This window comes from Methylotenera mobilis 13 (genome assembly GCF_000384255.1).
Taxonomy (GTDB): Bacteria; Pseudomonadota; Gammaproteobacteria; order Burkholderiales; family Methylophilaceae; genus Methylotenera; species Methylotenera mobilis_B.
Genome location: NZ_KB913035.1, coordinates 2,160,287 through 2,180,584 on the forward strand (window position 1 = coordinate 2,160,287; position 20,298 = coordinate 2,180,584).

Annotated in this window: 20 protein-coding genes; 7 read left to right on the top strand and 13 right to left on the bottom strand. The window is 41.4% G+C overall.

Going from position 1 to position 20,298, the window contains the following annotated elements:
* Window positions 1-31: 31 nt before the first annotated feature.
* The 6 genes from A391_RS0110165 to A391_RS0110190 all read left to right on the top strand — a co-directional run bounded on the left by A391_RS0110165 (window position 32) and on the right by A391_RS0110190 (window position 6,780).
* The gene (locus A391_RS0110165; protein WP_019899164.1) at window positions 32-886 is read left to right on the top strand and encodes a DUF58 domain-containing protein; all 855 of its coding nucleotides are present in this window, start codon (window positions 32-34) and stop codon (window positions 884-886) included.
* The gene (locus A391_RS0110170) at window positions 883-1,803 is read left to right on the top strand and encodes a hypothetical protein (protein ID WP_019899165.1); all 921 of its coding nucleotides are present in this window, start codon (window positions 883-885) and stop codon (window positions 1,801-1,803) included. Before A391_RS0110165 ends, A391_RS0110170 begins: the two co-directional genes overlap by 4 nt.
* A gap of 3 nt (window positions 1,804-1,806) precedes the next feature.
* Window positions 1,807-2,853, top strand: coding sequence for a vWA domain-containing protein (locus A391_RS0110175; protein ID WP_019899167.1), 1,047 nt, complete (start codon window positions 1,807-1,809; stop codon window positions 2,851-2,853).
* Complete coding sequence (locus tag A391_RS0110180; RefSeq protein WP_157261351.1) at window positions 2,850-3,473, top strand: hypothetical protein; 624 nt, start codon at window positions 2,850-2,852, stop codon at window positions 3,471-3,473. The genes A391_RS0110175 and A391_RS0110180 overlap by 4 nt, the downstream gene beginning before the upstream one ends.
* Window positions 3,473-4,468, top strand: coding sequence for a vWA domain-containing protein (locus A391_RS14195; RefSeq protein WP_019899171.1), 996 nt, complete (start codon window positions 3,473-3,475; stop codon window positions 4,466-4,468). The genes A391_RS0110180 and A391_RS14195 overlap by 1 nt, the downstream gene beginning before the upstream one ends.
* Before the next feature lie 101 nt (window positions 4,469-4,569).
* Window positions 4,570-6,780, top strand: a complete 2,211-nt coding sequence (locus A391_RS0110190) for a TonB-dependent receptor family protein (RefSeq protein ID WP_232416174.1) — start codon at window positions 4,570-4,572, stop codon at window positions 6,778-6,780.
* A gap of 195 nt (window positions 6,781-6,975) precedes the next feature.
* Here the strand turns inward: A391_RS0110190 and A391_RS0110195 are convergent, their stop codons facing one another.
* From A391_RS0110195 to A391_RS0110220, 6 genes are read right to left on the bottom strand one after another with little or no spacing between them, the layout of a single operon-like run.
* The gene (locus A391_RS0110195; RefSeq protein ID WP_019899174.1) at window positions 6,976-7,914 is read right to left on the bottom strand and encodes a vWA domain-containing protein; all 939 of its coding nucleotides are present in this window, start codon (window positions 7,912-7,914) and stop codon (window positions 6,976-6,978) included.
* Window positions 7,911-8,447, bottom strand: coding sequence for a hypothetical protein (locus A391_RS0110200; protein WP_019899176.1), 537 nt, complete (start codon window positions 8,445-8,447; stop codon window positions 7,911-7,913). The genes A391_RS0110195 and A391_RS0110200 overlap by 4 nt, the downstream gene beginning before the upstream one ends.
* Entirely contained in the window at window positions 8,432-9,409 is a 978-nt protein-coding gene (locus A391_RS0110205) for a vWA domain-containing protein (protein WP_019899177.1), read from the bottom strand. The genes A391_RS0110200 and A391_RS0110205 overlap by 16 nt, the downstream gene beginning before the upstream one ends.
* Complete coding sequence (locus tag A391_RS0110210; RefSeq protein ID WP_019899178.1) at window positions 9,409-10,326, bottom strand: hypothetical protein; 918 nt, start codon at window positions 10,324-10,326, stop codon at window positions 9,409-9,411. Before A391_RS0110210 ends, A391_RS0110205 begins: the two co-directional genes overlap by 1 nt.
* A gap of 42 nt (window positions 10,327-10,368) precedes the next feature.
* Window positions 10,369-11,229 (bottom strand): DUF58 domain-containing protein, encoded by an 861-nt coding sequence (locus A391_RS0110215; RefSeq protein ID WP_019899179.1) that lies wholly within the window; start codon window positions 11,227-11,229, stop codon window positions 10,369-10,371.
* Entirely contained in the window at window positions 11,226-12,269 is a 1,044-nt protein-coding gene (locus A391_RS0110220; protein WP_019899180.1) for an AAA family ATPase, read from the bottom strand. Before A391_RS0110220 ends, A391_RS0110215 begins: the two co-directional genes overlap by 4 nt.
* A gap of 281 nt (window positions 12,270-12,550) precedes the next feature.
* Here A391_RS0110220 and A391_RS0110225 point away from each other — a divergent pair, with 281 nt between their 5' ends.
* The gene (locus tag A391_RS0110225) at window positions 12,551-14,017 is read left to right on the top strand and encodes a PLP-dependent aminotransferase family protein (protein WP_019899181.1); all 1,467 of its coding nucleotides are present in this window, start codon (window positions 12,551-12,553) and stop codon (window positions 14,015-14,017) included.
* A gap of 212 nt (window positions 14,018-14,229) precedes the next feature.
* On the opposite strand, the gene A391_RS0110235 is transcribed toward A391_RS0110225, so the two are convergent.
* The 7 genes from A391_RS0110235 to A391_RS0110265 are packed head-to-tail and all read right to left on the bottom strand — an operon-like array spanning window position 14,230 to window position 20,179.
* On the bottom strand, window positions 14,230-14,739 hold the full coding sequence (locus A391_RS0110235) for an SRPBCC family protein (RefSeq protein WP_019899183.1): 510 nt from the start codon (window positions 14,737-14,739) through the stop codon (window positions 14,230-14,232).
* A complete protein-coding gene (locus A391_RS0110240; RefSeq protein ID WP_019899184.1) occupies window positions 14,736-15,746 on the bottom strand; it encodes a VWA domain-containing protein in 1,011 nt (336 codons plus the stop codon). The genes A391_RS0110235 and A391_RS0110240 overlap by 4 nt, the downstream gene beginning before the upstream one ends.
* On the bottom strand, window positions 15,743-16,309 hold the full coding sequence (locus A391_RS0110245) for a hypothetical protein (RefSeq protein ID WP_019899186.1): 567 nt from the start codon (window positions 16,307-16,309) through the stop codon (window positions 15,743-15,745). Before A391_RS0110245 ends, A391_RS0110240 begins: the two co-directional genes overlap by 4 nt.
* Window positions 16,294-17,289, bottom strand: coding sequence for a vWA domain-containing protein (locus A391_RS0110250; RefSeq protein WP_036316779.1), 996 nt, complete (start codon window positions 17,287-17,289; stop codon window positions 16,294-16,296). The genes A391_RS0110245 and A391_RS0110250 overlap by 16 nt, the downstream gene beginning before the upstream one ends.
* Before the next feature lie 27 nt (window positions 17,290-17,316).
* A complete protein-coding gene (locus A391_RS0110255) occupies window positions 17,317-18,252 on the bottom strand; it encodes a hypothetical protein (protein WP_051089076.1) in 936 nt (311 codons plus the stop codon).
* A 2-nt stretch (window positions 18,253-18,254) separates the two neighbouring features.
* Complete coding sequence (locus A391_RS0110260) at window positions 18,255-19,118, bottom strand: DUF58 domain-containing protein (protein ID WP_019899190.1); 864 nt, start codon at window positions 19,116-19,118, stop codon at window positions 18,255-18,257.
* Window positions 19,119-19,153: 35 nt separating this feature from the next.
* Window positions 19,154-20,179 carry an AAA family ATPase gene (locus A391_RS0110265; protein WP_019899191.1) on the bottom strand — a complete coding sequence of 342 codons (1,026 nt, stop codon included), beginning with the start codon at window positions 20,177-20,179 and terminating at the stop codon, window positions 19,154-19,156.
* Between the last annotated feature and the right edge of the window lie 119 nt (window positions 20,180-20,298).

Here is a 20,298-nt window from a genome sequence, read left to right on the forward strand (position 1 = left end):
CTCTTAAAACATTGTCTATCAAGATGTCAGCATGACTAAGAACGCACTTATTCACTATCGTATTCTATGGAAACCAACAGGAAACCAGCCTGGTGCTAAACGTGGCTCATCTGCGGGGATAGGTGATCAATTACGTGCACTAGTATTGCTACGTGACCATCCTGACCCAAGGCGTACAGACTTACGCGCTAGTATGCGCGACCCTTTTGAACAAATATGGGTGAGAGACTTTAACCTAAATGCGTCACTAAAAGTGATTGTGTTGGCTGATGCGTCAGCATCCATGGGCTACCAAGGCACTGTGAACCGCTTAGCTGTGACTGAGGACATCACCTCACAGTTGGCGCTATCTGCTTATCGCTCTGGTGATGCTTTTGGTTTCTATGCGGCTAACAGTGAAATGATTAATAAATTAACATTACCTACCAGAATTAACCGCTCCGCATGGTTATGGGTAAAACAACATTTATCAACACTTGAGCCATCAGGTAATAATGCAGATGGATTACTTAAGGTTTCATCGTTATTACCTAAGCAGCGTTGTCTGGTGTTTGTGATTTCAGACTTCAGATGGACTAAAGATAAAACCGCAAAATTATTTAAAGCACTCAATCATCATGATGTTGTACCTATTGTGCTACAAGACCCCAGCGAAATTGATCAAATACCGAACCGCGGCATTGCCACTTTACAAGACATGGAAACTGGTAGAACACAATTTGTGTGGATGAGACCTGCCTTAAAAACACAAATAGCTAAAGCCAGAATTGAGCATATTAAAACCCTGCAAGACACTAGTCGAATATACGGCTACAAGCCATTTCTAGTGAAAGGGAAATTTAAACCAGAGTCTTTAACACAGTACTTTATGGATAGAAGCGTATGATTCGACAACGCATCAAAGTATTCATGTTGCTCGTGATGATTTGCCAGATTGTAATTGCCAAACCAGCTAATGTGGATAATGAGTTGAAGGTGAGCGTTCGTATGAGAGACAGCGGCTACACCATGGGTGACTATATCAAGATGCATGTAGAAATTCCTACACAAAATAAATTATCTATAGACCCTGAAAGCTTACCTCTGATTGGCCGTGTAAAACCTTGGTTAGACTTACAGGATCTAAAGGTTGATACTCAACAAGATAAACTCAGCTTAGATGTTACTTGGCAAATTTTCGCGACTGTAGAGATTGCGCAAGCACTTAAAACACCCAAGCTATTATTAAAAACACTTGATAACCCAAAACAAAACATTACGATACCAGCACAAATATTTTACTATTCGCCAGTATTACCTTATCCATTGGGTGAAGTAAAACGTCATCAGAATATTCCCCCGCCAAAATTTGATATGCAGACCCCACTCGCCATTGTCGGCATATGCCTAGCCATGGCAACTATCTTGTGTGGAGTTTTATTATGGATTAAAGATTTAATTCCTTGGCTACCTCATCAACCTGGGCCAATGACAATATTAGCGCGCCATTTAAAAAAATTAGACAATGAAACCATGCAATATGATCAATTGCTAAAAGTTCATCATGCTTTAAACAGCACAGCAAAACAAAGCTTGTATCCAAACACGTTAGATATCTTATTTAAAAATGCACCCTACTTAAAAAACGAACGCGATGCTATTCATCAATTTTTTAATGATTCATGGAGCAATATTTATGAAAGCCCATCCCACACACATCCAATAACTGTAGCGCAAACGCTTGCTTGGGTTAATCGTGCCGCAGTGGCTGAGCGAATTTTTAGAAATCGTTCTAAAGCTAAAGCTGTTCATAAAAGAACTTAGCTCATGAACACCCTACATTTTTTTAAACCTGAGTTACTATGGTTAATGCCTATTGCTGGCTTACCTTTTATCTCCCATGGTATTAAACAATTTAAGTTTCCAGGCTTAGAGGATTGGCCTATAGATAAAACCTCTCAATATCTACGCTGGGGACTACGTGGCCTTGCCAGCCTAACTATTGCTTGCTTAATTATTGCATCAGCGGCACCTTTTACAGAAGGTGGAACTACCAGCAGAGTGGGTGAAGGTGCTGAAATTGTCGTGGTGCTGGATCGTAGCGGAAGTATGTCAGAAGGCATAAAAGGCAGAGACTACAATCGACAATCGGCAGAGGCTGGAGAGTCTTCGAACCATTTTTTGAGCAAAATTGAGGCTGCTCGCCAAGTGCTACTAAAGTTCATGCAGCAAAGACCTGCTGACACGTTTGGGATGGTTGCTTTTAATGCATCATCCATTAGTGTTGCACCGCTATCGTCTGATAGAGCATTAGCAGAAGCAGCTTTATTAAGTGCCCAAAGCCAAAGTACTGGGTTTACCGCATTAGGGCGTGCTTTAGCACTTGCATTGGATTACTTTGAAGGCAGACCATATACCGCAACTAGACTAATTTTATTAGTTTCTGATGGTGATGCGATTATTGAAGGTGAAGATCAGGCGATTCTCAAACAGGAGTTTATTAGACAGCGTGCGCAATTAATGTGGATTTACGTTCGGGGCGAACGAGAAATGAGTATTTTAGACTCTGTCATCGCTGGTGATAATGAGATTGAAACACAAGCAGATATTGCTTATGCAGCAACAAAGCAATCAGCTTCTATGCATGAAGTTTTTCAACAACTTGGCATGCCTTATCAAGCATTTGAAGTTGAAAGCGAAGAAGGGCTACAAACGGCAATTAAAGCAATTAGCCAAGCGACCAACAAACCCACAAGATATGAGTTACGTTTACCGCGCAAAGATTATGGTGTCTATTTCTACATGCTCACTATGTTGCTACTAACAACACTCATTTTTATTAAACGCTTAGAAATAAAAGTATGGAAGCCATGACCTTTCAATTAAAGTCAATCAACGCTTTTAAATACGCATGGGTCCAATATTTACCCAATGTCTTAGTTTGTACAATCATCCTGCTATTAAGTTTAGCAAGCTACCAAACTTATGTATATTGGAAAGCCTACCAGCTAAATACAGAGTACATCAGTGGCTCTATCGTTAAACAAGCGCTTAACCCTGATGAGCATTTGCATGCTTACAGCATTGCTTATCGATTATCTCAACAAAAGAAATCTACATTACAACTGGCACAAACTGCCAAAGCTTTTACTTTAGCAGAAGCATCGAAAGATACTCAAATACGCGCACTTGCTAAATTTGGTCTGGGTAATTTATATTTTGATTTAGCGTTAAGCGCTGCCAATGTTGAAGCGGGAGGCTCACACCAGCAAGCGGTTGCACAGATTGAACTTGCCAGAGAAGCCTACAAAGGCGCTTTAAGGCTCAAACCTGATTTATCTCAGGCTAAATTTAACTTAGAGCTATTAGATCGATTAAGCCCAGAAAAACGGACTGAGGCATGGCTAACAGAAACAGACGGTGTAACGCTTCAACCATTTAAGCGTAATGGAACAGCAATGATGCGAGACAACAAGCGCAGAGGCTTACCATAATGCATCACGCTCTTAAATATCACTGGTATCAGCTACTGATTGCATTACGTCATGCTTGGCAAAACGGCTCTATATTTTTCATGCTAGCAGGTTTTGTATTGCTACCTGTTTGGTTTTATCCCCATATTCAATTAAAAAGCACGGTACAAGATACACTATTTGTGATTGATATTAGCGAAAGTATGAATGTGCGTGATGTTGATTATCCTAGCCCGCAAACATCGCGTATTGAGTTAGCCAAACTTTCTGTTAGAGATGCCATGGCATCTTTACCTTGTGGTTCCCGTGTATCTATTGGGCTATTTGCAGGCGACGAAGTCACCGTGTTATTTGAGCCATTAGAAGTATGTCAACATTTTCCAGCCATTGAACAAGTCATTTCAAAAATAAACACCAATATGCGCTGGGTTGGCGACTCATGGATAATTAGAGCATTAATCTCTGCTATCAAAGAGGCTCATAAAAGAAAATTAAATCTCGTCATGGTGACAGATGCGGATGAAATGCCACATCGCAGCGCTCCAAGGCTCACAGAATTACTCGAACTCAAGGAAAAAGTAAATGGTTTGTTACTAGGTGTAGGGAACGAAGCACCGCAACCTATCCCAAAACTTGATGGAAATCATCAAATTATTGCTTACTGGACTCGAGAAGAAGCCGTTTTAGAGGGTAACCACCCTAATTTACTCGCTTATGTTAAGGCACTTACGCCAGGAGAAGCTATTCCAGAGGGTTTGTTAGATGAAGTAGGCGAGCATTTATCTGCATTTAATCAATCCCTCATGTTCAGTGTCGCACAATCTGCAGCAATGCAAGCCGCCCATATAAAAACGCCAAATGATGCGATCAAATCATTAAATATCAATGACTTTAAGAAAGAAGCAATTGCTGAGCGCGATGCTAGATGGCTGTTTGGCTTAACCTCTGCGATATTGGTATTAATTGGATGGTTTTGGAAACCTATTTCAATATTATTAAAAACGAAGCATAGTTAAACATCGGGAATTTATCCCATATCGTTACGTGAATTAGCTCACGTATTGGCGTGACTTTTTAACATGATAATTGAGCCTCTAAAGTAAATCCGAGGTTTGATATGATGTTTAAAAAGAAAGTATTAGCTACCCTAATTCCGCTTGTATTTATACAACCAGTATACGCGGACGAAACTAAAGAAGCGATTAAGTTAGATAAAGTGGAAGTGACTGGCATTTTGCCTGAAAAATTGGAGTCAGTGCCCGGTTCTTTCGATATTGTTACCGAAAAAGAGTTAGAAGCTAGCCGCCCTTTCTCAATTAAAGAAGCATTAGGTAATGTACCTGGTGTGAATGTAGTACAAAATGAAGACCCACTGGGTTTAGCACAAAACATCGGTATCCGTGGTATGGATCCTCGCCGTACGTCACGCACACTCTTACTTGAAGACGGAATGCCGTTATTCTTAGCCCCTTATGGTGACCCTTCTTCACATTATGTGCCTATGCTTGAACGTGTTGGTCGTATTGAAGTCGTTAAAGGCTCAGGCCAAGTGCTTTATGGCCCACAAACAGTAGGTGGCATGATTAACTTTGTTAGCAAACCAGTACCAAAAGATGGTTTTGCAGGTAGCGTATCTGCGGTTGGTGGTAATAACGACTTTTATGGCTTACATGCCAATGTTGGTTACGGTACTGACCTAGGTGGATTCATGGTCGACGCCATTAAAAAAGAAGGCGATGGCATTCGTGAGAATCACGAGTTTGATGTAGAAGAATACACGTTAAAGGGTCAATTAAACATCACAGACCGTCAAACACTGATTGCTAAAGTTGGTTACTACAAAGAAGACTCAAACGTATCTGAAACTGGCCTAGGTGAAGTAGACTACATCAACGATAAGTTTCAAGCACCATCTGGCAAGAATGACTTTTTTGAGCATGAACGTAAGTCTGCACAGTTACAGCATATTTTCCAAATTGATGACAAAATGAAGTTATCGACCCAAGCCTACTATGCTGATTCATATCGTACTTCGTTCCGTCAAACAGATGCACCTGGTGGCTACGATGAAGCAAACAATGCGACTGGTATTACTGTTTTAGAAAGATGTGACACACCTGGTGTGCCATTTACTGAAGCGCAGGCGAATGCATGTGGTGGCCGCCATCGCCCAAGAAGCTATAACTACTGGGGCATTGAGCCACGTTTAGACGTAAGCCATAATCTGTTTGGTGTAGACAGTGATGCAGTACTTGGCTTCCGCTACCATGAAGAGGATATCAGACGTGAACAATACCGTGGAGATACAGCAGACTTTCAAAGCCTCTCTTTTGCTAAAGCTAACTCATTATCCCGTGAAGATATTGGAATCAAGGTTGAAGCTAAATCTTATTATGCCCAAAACACGTTTCACGTAAACGACTGGGCTATCACACCTGGTGTGCGAGTTGAAGACATCCAAATTAAAACGGATATTCGTCGCGCAGGCAATGCTGTGCAAAATAATCCTGAATCAAACTCAACCAATAACCAAACAGAAGTATTGCCTGGATTTGGTGTCGCTTGGAATGGCATTGCCAACACCACACTCTTTGGTGGCGTGCATAAAGGCTTTGCACCACCTCGTCCAGACAGAGATTTACGTGTAGCTGGTGCAAATACTGCCGTAGTAGATAAAACTAAGCCTGAAACCAGCACTAATTGGGAAATCGGCGTGCGTTCTAACTATTTCAAAGGTGTAAACTTTTCATCGACACTATTTCATACTAAGTTTGATGATATCGTCGTCAATAATGGTGCTGGCAACTTTGTGAATGGTGGCGAATCAGCCATGTCTGGTTTGGAATTAGGCGGCCGTATTGATTTTGGTACGATTTATAACACCTCGCATAACATCTATTTGTTGGGTTCATATACCAATACGTTCACAGCGGAATTTAAGAAAGATGGTCAGGTGGCAAGTAGCGGTATTCAAAGTGGTTCACGTTTACCCTATGCACCTCGTCATTTAGCTTCTGTGAGTTTAGGCTACCAACATTCTGTTGGTCTTGACGCTCGTGTTGGTGTGACATATACCAGTCAACAAGAAGTTGATGCTTTTGCTAGAGCACTTGGTCCAGTGGATGCAGCGCTCTCTGGTCTTGCTGGCAACATTCCTGCATACACACTTCTTAACGCATCTGTGAATTTTAAACCAGTAGGTTCTAAAGTGACGTATTTCGCAAGTGGTCATAACTTGGCAGACCGTGAATATTTGGCAAGCCGTGTTGATGGTATGTCTGTAGGACGTGGGCGTCAGGTGTTTGGTGGTATTCGCTACGATTTCTAAGTTTAAAAATTCGGCCACTTAATACAATTAACAGCCGATCTTTCAATGGGCGTCTAAACCCTTTAAAAGTTTAGACGCTCAACATTCACAACTATGGTGCATTAAAACGCTAGACATTCAAATAATATTGTAATAACAGCTAAAAATCATCACTACTTTTACACTATCGTCCGAGCAACTTTTCACCACAGCAAACTATCGCTTTATAAAACTTGGGATGTAGGTAGATAAGATCAATATTATTGCGAGTAATAAATATATCCAACGCACTGAATAAGCCGTCACAAAACTAGCAGCAGGTTTTTGCTCCTGCACGTACTCATAAAACTGTGGCGTATTGCTACCTTCTATATAACTGGCTTTAATTTCCGCTGCTAACTCTTTAAGGTGCTCATCCTCAAGCTTCGATAAGTAACGATCATATTCTGCGGAAGCAACTTGAGGGTCAGGCTCATCCTGACTAGTATCTGTGTAGTTCACACCACCACCTGTACTATTATTCTCCCCTGATGGCCAAAACCCCACCCATTTATTTAAGGAATTATAGCGTGGCACAGCGACATGTTCTTTGCCCCCAACACCAACGAACAGAACGTGTTTACCTATTTGTACGCCATCTAGGTTCTGCCTAATGGTTACATTAAGCTTTGGCGCTTCGTCACCATCAGTAAAGAAAAGTAGCTTTGCTGGTGTGTTTAAAGAGTCGAATAAAGTTGCAGCGGCGCGCACACCAATCGTTAGTCGACTATCACCTTTCCACGCCATACGCCATTCAATATGGTCGATGGTGTCATTAAGCACATCATAGTTTTCACACACCTCTAAAGGGTTTATCAACAAAGCAACATTGTCTGATGCAAAAACTCCGACACTGATATGTGTACCACATGGTGATGATTCTACAGTTTTAGTCATTAAGTGCTTTGTATATGCCATACGGCTGACATTTTGGTTGTTGAGTTTCACATCCTCAGCATTCATACTTTGTGAAACATCTGCCAATAACAGGTAATTATGCACTTCCTGCTTTAATTGAATTTCAGGCTTAATTAAAGCAAGCAATAATAGTGCTGATGCCGCTATGTAGAGAGCCGTTTCGTAGTTAGTTTTAAACCAAGTGAATAGCTTATTCATGGCAATCCAATCGGTAGGTTGCTAAGTTCCATTGCAGACTGTTCCTTAAGCGCTATTTTTGTATTTTGGGCTAAAGTGGATTGCAACAAACTAAGGTTAAACCTTGCTGAGCCCAAGGTTGGATCTAAACGTAACGATTGCTCGTAGGCCATTTTGGCTTGCGTATAAGCATACCTTGCATCATCTTGCAGCGAACCATCCTCATTCACTCGGCGAATAAGACCTAATATAAATAAATTGTTCGCGATGTTAAATTGTATTTTGGCCTGCTCAGTCATAGAGGGGTTTGTTTCCAACAGTTGCCCATAAGTCTGAACTGCATGCTTATAATCTTGCTTGCTCCCCTGACCATAAGCTGCTGCAAACTTTTGTTGATATGGGAAGGCATTGTCATTAATTTGTTGATTAGTCGCAATTGCTTGATTGACCAATAAAATTTTTCTATATTGGTAAGCTTCATATATGGTCCCAATCAGACCTGCAACAAGAAGCAGCCCAAATATAACGTTGCTGTGTTTTATGTATTTTGCCATGAATGTACCCTTAAATTTTTAATGATTAATATAATTAAGGCAAGTACCAATGCCATGATAATTAAGTTTTTTGAGTAATCATGCCCCGGGACAGTCACTGTATATTGGATGACATTTTTCTCTTTTGAATCGATATACTGCAAAGCAGTTTGTAGTGTCGTTGGGTTATCTGCCTCAAATGCCTTGTACTTAATTTTAAGGCTACTAAAGTATTTATGTAGCTCAAGGCTTGTGACCTCGCCCTCTCTAAATTTTTGCTTGGTGAAAATACTGACTTGGTCTGGCTCATGCAACACTATCCAATACAAATTTATTTTTTTATCCGTCAGTTGCTCTGCAATTTTTTGCTTAACACGAGGGCTAATTTTCCCTGCACCATCCGACAACAAAATCACTGCACGAGAGCCTGAGCTTTGAATCTTATCGAACATAGCAATACCCTCCGTTACTCCAGAGCCGATATTAGTTTGATTCAATGCCGAACTAGTAGCCGCTTTGATAGCGGAGTGAATTGCCTCTCGATTATTTGTGATTTTCACGTTATACAAAGCTGAGTTTGTAAAACTCACTACCCCCATCATATCGTCTGGGCGTTCATTAATAAACTTGGTGATAAGGCGCCTAGCAGCAGCCGACTTAATTTCAGTCGCCACACCGCTAGTAGGGTCCCCAGCAAATGGTTTGTCCATACTTACGCTGCGATCAATCACTAATACAGTCTGTGCACCTTTACCAATTTTTTGTATTTTTCTTTCAGCACCTTGAGGTGACGCAAGTGCAAAAATAATAGTCAATATGAGTAAGGCAATCATTGCTTTAAGCATATAGTTGGCAATTTCAGAAAATTTATCTTCTGGTGCTAAGGCTAGCCAAGAGTACATCTGACCTTGATGGCTCTTAAGCCAAAATGGCACAAATGCGAGTGGAAGTAGCAGAAGAAACCATGGATTAAGTAATGTCATCAAACGCCCCGTTCACAATCACGTAAGCGACGACTTAATACCATTAAGTCAGCCATCAGCTGGTCACTACTTTGAGTTTTCTGTGCAAATAGCGCTTGATTAGACTGCTCAAAGAACGCTTCAATTTCTTTTGTGAGCTTCACAAATGCTGGATGTTTAGTCAAAAATATATTCAATTCATTTGCAAAGAGATTGCTACCATGCAGTTGATTAAATGCTTGGTGCATATCACTTAGTGCCTGCTTCTCACCCTCGGCATTTTTAGGTAGTTTCTTCAGTTTTCGATGTGCTTTAGCAAAAGCGCCATTCATAAACGGCAACCAGCGCTTATCTGCGTTGATGTAAACCAAGCCTAGTAAACCAACTATTAGGATTCCAGTAAAAACAATCAGCTTATTTTTATGTTGCTGCAAATCAATTTGGGTAGGTTTAAACTGCATATGCATGTTTTCTCTTGCTTTAGTCATCCCTTTCGGGGCTAAAGGAGAAAACCAGAATTTCCAAGCAGGAAGATTAACCGACAATGCCTGCGGACCCCCAGTAAGTGCAAATCTTTCTGCTGGTAATTGCAGCACACTGGGCACAAATACTGCACTAAACACCTGGTACCGCAAATCAATGTTGTACTGTACTCCCTCTTTAGAGGCTGACTGAGTAATGCTGATCTGGCTTAACTCAACGTCGTCATGTCTTACTCCCTTCATTGGCAATGTTTGTAGTGATAACTGATAAGGTGCCTTAACGTCTAATATAATTTTTCTAGACAATACATCACCGACTTGAATATTGTGGCTCTGCAATGGATTAATAACACTAATGATTTTAGCTTCAGATATTTTCGATTCCTGCGCGATAGCACCGTTAAAAATCGCAAACATCCCTAATAAAACATAACACTTGGTTTTAAAATTTTTCATAGATTCTTAATATCTTTTTTAAGGTGTGTGCAAAAGCCTTACTTAGCCCATAAATTGTTCGAAATACTCAGACATCAATTCAGCATTAAAGGACTCTTTCATGTAAATTGGCTGGTAATCAAAACTTGCGAAGATGTTTTCCAACTGTTCTTTACGTTTCATAAAAACTGCTTCAAATTGCTTTCTCACTGAATCTCTAAAGAAAATGCTGCGACTCATTCCTGTTTCGGGGTCTAGCATGTTGCCAAACCCAAACTTAGGCAGCTTTTTATACTCCTGATCATCCCAAAGCACTACCGGAACAATTTGATGCACAGACATCGCGTTGAGTGCCTGCTCAAGCAGTTCTAATGGCATGTGAAAATCAGAAATCCAAAATACCAAACCTCGATGCTGACTAAGATATTGCGGCACTTCTAGAATGCCATCAGCATCAATATGCATCTGTTTATAATTTTTTAACTGATCAATCAATTCAAAAGATTGATAGACGTGATGACTTAAAGGCAAAGTAAAATCTTCAAGTACTTCATGGTTGTAGCCTATCAAGCTAAACACATCCCCAGCATTAAAAGCTGAATAAGCGACAGATGCAGCGACTTCCATAGCCAAATCAAGCTTACGCACATATCCCTTATACTGCATTGAGCTGGAGCAGTCGCATACGGCAAAAATAGGCGTCGTATTATCCTGATTGAACAACTTAACTTGTATCTGCTCATAAGGGTCTCGCAAGGTCTGACGTAAATCCATGCGCCTAGCATCTGGATGATCAATCAGCGAAACGTTACCCCTGTATTCAAACCCTAATCCGCGCTGGGAGCCTCGGTGGTCACCAGCATGAATGCTGCTGGACTTCCAGGGGATTTGATATGAGAATGATTTGGCGTATGCTGGAATCATGCTGCTTTAGCCTGTGCTGGTACAGCAACAGTGTTTAATATCTGTGTTGTAAACTCACGCGCCAACTGAGTTCTGCGATTCTCATACATAGAGTTAAATACTAGTCTATGTGCAATTAACTCATGAAACACGGCATGAATATCTTCAGGATACAAACTATCTCGATTCATCAACCATGCATTGACACGAGCCGCCTTAAGCAGCATACCCATGCCACGAGGACTAGCACCCGTATGGACTAAACGATTCACATCAACGCTGTCCATTTTTATGCCAAATTTGGCTGGCGACTGAGTGGATTCCCATAAGTCGATTGCGTAATCTTCCAGCGTTGGGCTTGATTTGATGTGGCTTTGTAGCGTATCTGAAAATTGATTGAGTTGATCAAACTGCAGTACATTAGACTCTACTTGCTTGGTCAGATTTTCAGCATGTTGGAACTTCACATTGAACATGAGTGATTTTCTTAATTCGCGATCCTCTGGAATCTCAATCGGTATTTCCATCATAAATCTGTCACGTGCTGCTGATGGGATTTCAAAGGTTTCATTTTTTTCAACCTGATTTCTATCTGCAAACACCACCATATGTGGCAGCCGGTATTCTTTTTTGAAGGCACTAATATGTCGCTCTGCCATCACGCGCAACATTAGGGCATGTACTTGCGGTCTGGCCCGATTGATTTCATTAAAAAAGAAAACAGATAAATTTTCACCTGCGCGTAATAAAGGACCTTCATCAATTTTCGGCCTACCATCTTCACCTAAATATGTGTGATAAATTAAATCGTTCGGCATTAAGTCTACCGTACCTTCAATTCGCTCGTAAGCACCGCCAATACATCGTGCAATAGACTGTAACAATGTGGTTTTGCCCACACCTACGCCACCTTCCAGCAATACATGGCCACGCGCAAAAATGGCAATATTCATTAACCTAATGGCTTTATCTTGGCCTACGATAACTTTTTTAACTTCATTTTCTAACTTTAAAGCATGATTACGCCAGTCTGTTAATTGATGATCTAGTGGTGGTGACATGAGTATTCCTTTACTAACCATTGTTGTTAAAAGGTTCAATGAGTGGAACCAAGTTAAGCGTTACAAAACTTTCAATTTCGTTGTAACAAGTAGTGAATGCAATGTAACAGAATGTAAAAACCAAAGAACCATCCAGTTTAAATAAGCTAACTGGTCCAGCAGAATTTAGAGTTACAATATGGTTTACATCAGCCAGTTTTATGTAAATTTCGGTTGATTACAGCCGTTTTTTGTTTTTCTAATGCGTTTTATCAGCTAAATAATGTTGTAAAGGATAAGAAATGCTTCGCTCATGGAGTCTCAACTTAACGATTACGCACACTTCTGGATTAGCTGTGTATTTGCAAATTGCACAACAAATCATTGATGAAATTCAAAGAGGTCGGCTTGCACCGTCAACTGCAATGCCGGGCACAAGGGATTTATCTGAAAAACTCAAGGTAAATAGAAAAACCGTTGTACTGGCATATGATGAACTGATTGCTCAAGGCTGGCTTACCACACAAAGCAGAAGAGGTACTTTTGTTTCTGCTGACTTACCTAACTTCACTGCCTTGGAAAGTGCCAGCCAAGTAAACGACAAGCTAGCTTCTAGCTCAGAAGATACAACAGGTGCGCAAACTTTATATCAAACATCTTCTGCTAGTACGATTGATTTCAACGACGGGATTCCAGATACACGTTTGATTCCTTGCGATACACTTTCGCGTGCATTTAGGCATATATTACTCGGCCCAAAAAAAGCCAATAAGCTTGGGTATGGTGACCCAAGAGGCTCCATAGCTTTACGTCAAGCCATTGCGACCATGCTCAATATGGAAAGAGGTCTTAATGTTGATGAAAATAAAGTTTGTACTACACGCGGTAGCCAAATGGGGATTTTTTTGGCTGCTCGCGTTTTAACCAAGCATGATGATTATGTCGTTGTGGAAGATTTAAGTTACCCACCTGCAAGGGAAGCATTCCAGTCATGTGGTGCAAAAATCCTGACCGTAGGTCAGGATAAATATGGCATAGATGTGGTCGCACTTGAAAAACTGTGCAGAAAATACCCCATTAAAGCCATTTACGTCACACCTCACCATCAGTTTCCTACCACCGTCATTATGACTGCAGAACGTAGACTAAAACTACTCATGCTTGCCAAGAAATATGATTTCACCATTGTAGAAGATGACTACGACCACGAGTTTCACTTTTCGCATCGCCCAGTATTTCCACTGGCAAGCACCAATCATGGTGATAGAGTTGTCTATGTAGGATCACTATCCAAGGTTCTCGCACCTGGGCTGCGCGTTGGTTATCTCGTTGCATCAAAAGCATTTATTGATCAGTGTGCGCATGAGGTGATGTTAATTGATAGACAAGGTAACTCAATCACTGAGTTAGCGGTTGCAGAGTTGATGATCTCTGGCGAGATTAAACGGCATATTCGCAGAACATTTAAAATTTATAATGAACGTCGGAATGTCTTAATGAATCTAGTGAATAGCCAGTTAAGTGATTTTGTAAATTTTGATGAGCCTAGCGGAGGGCTTGCATTCTGGTTACGCCTTAATCACGGAATAAATATAAATGAGATAGAGAAAAATGCGCTAAATAAGAACGTACGCATTCTACCAGGTACGCTTTTCTCAGCCTCATCTCAAGAAGTCCATGCAATTAGACTTGGTTTTGGTAGTCTAGATGTTAAGGAGCTAACGCTAGGTATTAGAAAATTACGTGATGCCTTTTGTGAGAAAGGCTAATCTGATAGCCCTAAGATATTAGAGGCTATCAGCTCAGATGCACTAGCTAAAATTTCAGCTAATGTTAAGGAAAGATTAAATGCAGGCATCAAATTGGTAATGCGCATTTCACTCACTCATGTTACATATTGTTGTTAAACAACTTTAACTAAATAAGCGCTTAAATTTCCCCCACCAAGAATCCTGCCCTTTTGTTGATTCTTTAGGGGGTTTCACTTTTTTGGCACAGGCTTTTCTAAACCAAGTAAAGCTGCTTTCACGTAAGCGTTGACGGCATTTAATGCAGATTCATCATCCAGACCTTTTGGGGGTTCGTTCGTTGTGTCAGCACGATAATAACGTGCCACCCACACTACTTTAGAACTGGTGCCATCCGCAGTGACTTTAAGTCGACCTGTCAATGAACTAACAGGTAGTGCTTTAATATCAATATCTCCTAGGCGATATGAAATACTCATTTCGCTAGGTAATATCTCATCAATTTCCTCGTTAATTTTGCTACCATTTTTTAGTACTAATGTACGCTTAAGTGGAGTTATTGACTCACATCCAACGACATCAGGATGCCAATCTTTAATCGCACATGGTTCACTTAGTAGTTTCCAAACCGCATCAGGTGCTGCGCCAATCAGCACAGACTGATCAGTTTTTTGTGGAGTTGGTCCGTGTGCAATCGCTGGTGCTGCAACGGCCATCAATATCAGTGCGTATATTTTCTTCATTTTCTCTTTCTCTTAATCACACGTTGAAATAACTGGTTTAAAAAGGTAGCTGGTATAAAAAATAAAATAATCAGGCACATCGCTGGTATAGCAAACCATGGACTTAAATCAGTATCAGCCATGCGCCATACCGATGTTTTTCTGCTAGAAAATGCATCGTTAAGTTGATTAACCTCTTGGAGATTTAGGTAGTTAAGCCTTGTTTCGTTTGCCAATTTTTTTAAACTAGCCTGATCTTGTCCCGAAAGATTGGCATGATTCACTTCTGTCGGGGCACTACCATGAGGTGCATTTCTTCCATGCATTCCATCTGCTTGCTGTTGTTCCATTTCCAATGCTGATTGCACTCTTGCCATGCCAAAAGTTGCATATCGTTGCACGTCATCTAACTCCCAATAGCCAGTAATATTATCTTTGTCATCTAACTTAGGAATTAAACTTGGCTTTAATCCACCAACCCCTACGATTAAACCTTTTACCTGCCCGGCTTTACCTTCAAACTTAGGCATATAGTCAGGGTTTCCTGGTGGAGCCTGATGGCCGTCAGTGATGAATGCAATATTCATTTGGTCATCAATTTTTGCAGTTTTTGCAATTCCATCAAATAGGCCATGGCTAATAAAAGAGTCTGCAGCCCAAGCCATACGCCAATCTACACGTGAGACAGTTTCATCTATTGCACTAAAGTGTGTACAGACTTCTAATGGATGTGTAATGGTGGTTGTGTTTCGCTCTGTAAATAAGCCTAACGCGACCCGCGAGCCACATGGTAATGCCCGCAATGACTCACGAATACTTGCTTTAGAAAACGCTAGGCGGCTTATCGAGCGATCATTTATGCTCATGTCACGCACATTCATGCTTTGTGTAATATCAATGACAATCAACCAGTCATAGACGCGTTTAGGTAACTTCATATGTGGCTGAAATAAGCAAATCATCAACAAAATGATTGCCAGTAATAATGCTTTACCACGTGTATCTAGCTTACGCCACCAACTTATCATGGCATACCACGTGGGAACCCAGGAATTGATGGCCAACCATCGGGAGGAACGCCCATGTCTTTCTCTTCCTCATCTTCTTTAGATGCTTTTCCACCCTGACTCTCTATGATGGGAGATAGCCTGAGAGCTAGTTCATAGTTGTACTTAGCATCCATCCAGTCTGGTTTAAGGCGTAATGCGTCGCGGTAACTTTCTTTAGCCAACGATAATAGTGGCATGGCTTTATCCCATGCTTCTAGCCCATGCTCATCGAGTAGACTAAGGGCTTGTTTTAAATAAATATTAGCGCTGTTGTAATGTGCTGATTGTGCAATGCTCGCATCTTTTGAGTTTGTAATACTGGCATATAAAGCTAATGACTTTTGGTCGTTCACTTTTTGTTTCCAAAGGTAAGCATCTGCAAAAACAGCCTCATGTAGCGTGCTGTTATGTAGTCGATTGCTATTGAGGTTGTCGTTATAGCGATTGGCTAAATAAAGACCTCTAGCACTCATCACGAGTGTTATCACAGATGCTATCAATACAACCATCATCAATGGCATAATATTTAGGCGGCGCGCCATTGCTTAACCTCCGTTAAATGTAATGCAAACAAACCACAGCCACACAACAGTGCTAGTAGATAAAACACACTAGATAAATTGTGCCTAGGGGCCGTCTCAAAATAGCGTACAGGTTGGTTTTTTAAACGCGCAATATCTGCGATGGCAGTCTCAACAGCGCTAGGGCTTTCAGCCTCATAAGCTTTGTATGGCACCCCTAATGTGCTAAAAAATTGATGTAAGTGATACTCTGGATAGGCGTCCTCACGCCCCTCTTCTGGTGGCGCAGATATGCTGGCACCATTGGCTGACCGCATAAAAATCCAATAAAGTGAGGCGTGTTGCCTAATAAACATCGCTCGTAGCATATCTTGCGTTTTGCTATCTAAATGTGCACCGCCATCAGAGACTAATAAAACAACGCGTGAACCTGTCATAGGTTTTCCTTCAAAATAATCCAGCGCTAATCCCAACCCTCGCGCAATCGCAGTAAACCCCATCCCACCAGCGTCAGTTGCCTTTAAGGCAGACTTCACAGCCTCTCTGTCCCCACCTAACGGTGCGACTAAAATGGGTGATGTGCTGAATGTCACCATGCCGATTAAATCTTCATGGCCTTTATCTACAAATGTTTGTAATACACGTCGCGCCGCAGCCATTTTAGAGGCACTACCTTCTGCTGGTTTATCTGCAAAGTCATCATTCATACTCGCGCTTCTATCAAGCACCATCATGATGTGAGCACCACGACCGACCCTTTCAACCACTGGTTCGCCCCAGTAAATACCAGCAAGAGCAAGTACAATAAACATGATGAGTAGCGAGCCGAGCAAACGCCATACGCGCTCTACCCAAATTGAAAGCGTATCTTTAGGTAGGCTCATCATAGATGGATGTGGGAATGACTCATGTCCGCTTGCAAACCAAGGGAATAATCCCAAAAAAAGCAGCATCAGCAGCCAAGGACACTCAATACCTGAATGATGAAAAAAATCGCTCATTTAAACAATAATCATATATTTTAAGATTTAGATAGACTCTAAACGCATCAGTTGATGACTCAATTTTTTGAGTTGTATCAGACTTAACTTTGGCTGTTCTCCTGCAAAGAATGCAAGCTCAGAAACCAAATAAAAACGCTCAATGTCCTGCTGCTTAGGTAGTAACCATGCGCAATGTTGATAGAGTAGTGACAAACGCTCTATCGTGAGTGTGAATTCTGCACTGTCATCAAAAGCGCTACGCAAAATCCCCATTGCTTTAAAGGTATTTGCAATCTCTGCACTGTTGGCTTTGCTCAATCTTTTAATATCACGGTAAGCTCGTCTAAATGGCTGAGCCTTACGCACTCGCAAATGAAACCAATCAAAGTGCCAAATAAAATAGACGAGTGTCAATAAAAACGTAAATGAGGATAGCCAGAGCATTGCTACATAGATTGATATATTGCGTAGTTTAGGTTTAATATCCGCACGCAGCGTCATCGTTTCTTTATTCATCTGCGAAGGTAATACAGATGAAACCAACACTTGCGCTGGTTGAATATCAATCGCTATAGCTCGTTTCTTTTGTTTGAACTGTAAATGCAATGGTCTTAAAGCGTAGTATCTTGCCTCCTGCATCACTCTAAATACCTGCCATTCCAAAGTAACGAAGTGACGAGTCTTGTTACTAAAATCGGTTTGTTTCCAATCTGCATGCCGTAACTCTATATTGGCAGCCCCCTTACCTATGGCTGGTATTGAGGTTTCATCTAAGCGATACCCTTTCGGTGTAATCACTTCAACGGTCTGATGCGCAATATCACCAACACGGTAGCCAAGCTCTTCAACGTTGGACTTCACTAAAACTGCACGATCTTGAAGCGCTACATTGATGACTTTATTTTGCGCATCTGAGGCATAAGCGAATGAAGTGATTAAAATAAAAAGTGAGCCATATAAAGGCATACAAGCGTTCGACATTGTTAACTAGCCTCCAACATATGACGTGTCAAAGCTTCTACATCAAAGTGATCTTCAATAAAAAATGGCATGCGTGTCCCAGCCAATAAACAGCTAGAAATAATCTCTGCACGTCGGCTTGCATAAGATTCCTTAATGCGCTTCACCAAGCTTGGCCTAAGGAATAAAGACTGATAATCACCTGTCTCTAAGTCACGCACGCGTGCCCACCCCCAGTTAGGAATATCACGATACTCTGCGCTATCCCATAGCACGATTGGCACAACATCATGTGGTGATAGTGAGGCTAATGTCTCTTTTAGTAAGCGCTCATCTAAATGAAAGTCTGAAATTAAAAAGACTAAAGACCGTTTTTTCCTAAGTTGTTTCACTGCGCGAGGCAGAGCACTGGCGCCCACTTGGGCTAAACTACTGATGTTGATTAGTTTTTCATACACCTCGTCTGCAATGCCTCGTCGATACGAAGGCGCTTCAAACAAATCACTTCTCATCTCATCATCACAAGCAACCATGCCAAAGCCATCTCCATTGCGCTGTGCAGACCAAGCAATAGATGCTGTGATATCAGCCATCAACTGAGTTTTATTGGATTTGCCTGAAAACCGCATGGATGCAGACAAATCAAGTATGGCATACACCGCAATCGCACCACGCTCATAGTAAGCACGCACCATCAGTTGCTGAGGAAATGTGCGTAAACTTGCACGTAAATCAATGCGCCTTGGATTAGTATTTTCTAAAAATGGTACATACCCACGAAAATCAGCACTTCCACCAGACGTGCGTGTAGCATGGCTACCTGGCTGTACGCTTCTAGAGCGCCACCCTAGCCGATAGTAAAATTCACTGGATAAAAAACGACTCAATTGAATGATGAAACCGATTGATGAATAAAAAATACTTAAGGGGCAGATACTTGATCTAACACGCAATTAAGTAAACGTGGCGCAATACTTTCACGGCGTAACTCATAAGCTGGCGTGAAAAATATGCGATGCGCTACCGTTTCATAAAACACCGCTCTAATATCATCAGGTGTTAGATAGTCTCTCCCCTCTAGCCATGCTCTGCTCCTCGCAGCACGCATCAGCATCGCCATTCCTCTGGGGCTTGCACCTCCAGCCACTAATCTAGAGACATCAACATCTTCTAGCACGACACCGAACTCACTTGGCGCGCGTAATGCACGCCACAAGTTAACGGCATAATCCTGCAAAGCTAACTCCGCACGAACGCTAGACTGAATTGCATCAGACACCTCATTAAGTGCAGCATATGGCACTAACCCAGCAGGTAAGCTATCAATCAAAACATCTACATTGTGAAAACGTGCGTTAAACATCAACTCACGCTGTAAGTCTCTATCATTCGGCGCTTCAACTGAGATTTCCATAAAGAAGCGATCTCTTGCAGCGGCAGGCAGCTCAAATGTTTCTTCTCGCTCTAAGCGATTTCTATCGGCAAATACAGTGAGATGAGGAAATGAGTATTCACGATTAAATGCCTGCGTGCTACGCTCAGCCATTAAGCGCAATAACAAGCTATGCGCTTGTGGCCTAGCGCGGTTAATTTCGTTAAAGAAAAATACAGCTAAATTCTCTTCATGCTGTAATAAAGGGCCTGGCGAAACTGCTGGCTGCCCTTTTTCATCAAGATACGCATGATATAAAAAGTCACTAGGCATTAAATCAATAGCGCCTTCAATACGCTGATATTCGCCACCAAGCAAATGCGCCGCCGCGCGTAATAAAGTTGTTTTACCTACCCCTACATCGCCTTCTAACAGGACATGTCCACGAGAAAAAATACTAATTGTCAACGCACGGACTTGATGATCTAACCCAAGCACAACACTATTAAGTGACTGTTCAAATTGAATCGCACGTTCACGCCACTCTGGTAAATTAATATGATTGTTAAGCATCATGTTGATTGAATATCGCTCTAAAGTTAAATAATGCTATGAATAAATGCAAAGGTGATTTCGGTAGCTTCTATCATTGTTATGTTTGCTCAGGCTCTACTGAAATAACCCTCAAAAAAGCC

What these genes read in the sequence shown, in the direction of transcription:
- A391_RS0110210 (WP_019899178.1), bottom strand. Translation starts at nt 10,326, where the DNA reads ATGAAAAATTTTAAAACCAAGTGTTATGTTTTATTAGGGATGTTTGCG.
- A391_RS0110240 (WP_019899184.1), bottom strand. Translation starts at nt 15,746, where the DNA reads ATGATAAGTTGGTGGCGTAAGCTAGATACACGTGGTAAAGCATTATTA.
- A391_RS0110250 (WP_036316779.1), bottom strand. Translation starts at nt 17,289, where the DNA reads ATGAGCGATTTTTTTCATCATTCAGGTATTGAGTGTCCTTGGCTGCTG.
- A391_RS0110245 (WP_019899186.1), bottom strand. Translation starts at nt 16,309, where the DNA reads ATGGCGCGCCGCCTAAATATTATGCCATTGATGATGGTTGTATTGATA.
- A391_RS0110220 (WP_019899180.1), bottom strand. Translation starts at nt 12,269, where the DNA reads ATGTCACCACCACTAGATCATCAATTAACAGACTGGCGTAATCATGCT.
- A391_RS0110190 (WP_232416174.1), top strand. Translation starts at nt 4,570, where the DNA reads ATGATGTTTAAAAAGAAAGTATTAGCTACCCTAATTCCGCTTGTATTT.
- A391_RS0110265 (WP_019899191.1), bottom strand. Translation starts at nt 20,179, where the DNA reads ATGATGCTTAACAATCATATTAATTTACCAGAGTGGCGTGAACGTGCG.
- A391_RS0110170 (WP_019899165.1), top strand. Translation starts at nt 883, where the DNA reads ATGATTCGACAACGCATCAAAGTATTCATGTTGCTCGTGATGATTTGC.
- A391_RS14195 (WP_019899171.1), top strand. Translation starts at nt 3,473, where the DNA reads ATGCATCACGCTCTTAAATATCACTGGTATCAGCTACTGATTGCATTA.
- A391_RS0110165 (WP_019899164.1), top strand. Translation starts at nt 32, where the DNA reads ATGACTAAGAACGCACTTATTCACTATCGTATTCTATGGAAACCAACA.
- A391_RS0110200 (WP_019899176.1), bottom strand. Translation starts at nt 8,447, where the DNA reads ATGGCAAAATACATAAAACACAGCAACGTTATATTTGGGCTGCTTCTT.
- A391_RS0110180 (WP_157261351.1), top strand. Translation starts at nt 2,850, where the DNA reads ATGACCTTTCAATTAAAGTCAATCAACGCTTTTAAATACGCATGGGTC.
- A391_RS0110195 (WP_019899174.1), bottom strand. Translation starts at nt 7,914, where the DNA reads ATGAATAAGCTATTCACTTGGTTTAAAACTAACTACGAAACGGCTCTC.
- A391_RS0110205 (WP_019899177.1), bottom strand. Translation starts at nt 9,409, where the DNA reads ATGACATTACTTAATCCATGGTTTCTTCTGCTACTTCCACTCGCATTT.
- A391_RS0110225 (WP_019899181.1), top strand. Translation starts at nt 12,551, where the DNA reads ATGCTTCGCTCATGGAGTCTCAACTTAACGATTACGCACACTTCTGGA.
- A391_RS0110235 (WP_019899183.1), bottom strand. Translation starts at nt 14,739, where the DNA reads ATGAAGAAAATATACGCACTGATATTGATGGCCGTTGCAGCACCAGCG.
- A391_RS0110175 (WP_019899167.1), top strand. Translation starts at nt 1,807, where the DNA reads ATGAACACCCTACATTTTTTTAAACCTGAGTTACTATGGTTAATGCCT.
- A391_RS0110255 (WP_051089076.1), bottom strand. Translation starts at nt 18,252, where the DNA reads ATGTCGAACGCTTGTATGCCTTTATATGGCTCACTTTTTATTTTAATC.
- A391_RS0110215 (WP_019899179.1), bottom strand. Translation starts at nt 11,229, where the DNA reads ATGATTCCAGCATACGCCAAATCATTCTCATATCAAATCCCCTGGAAG.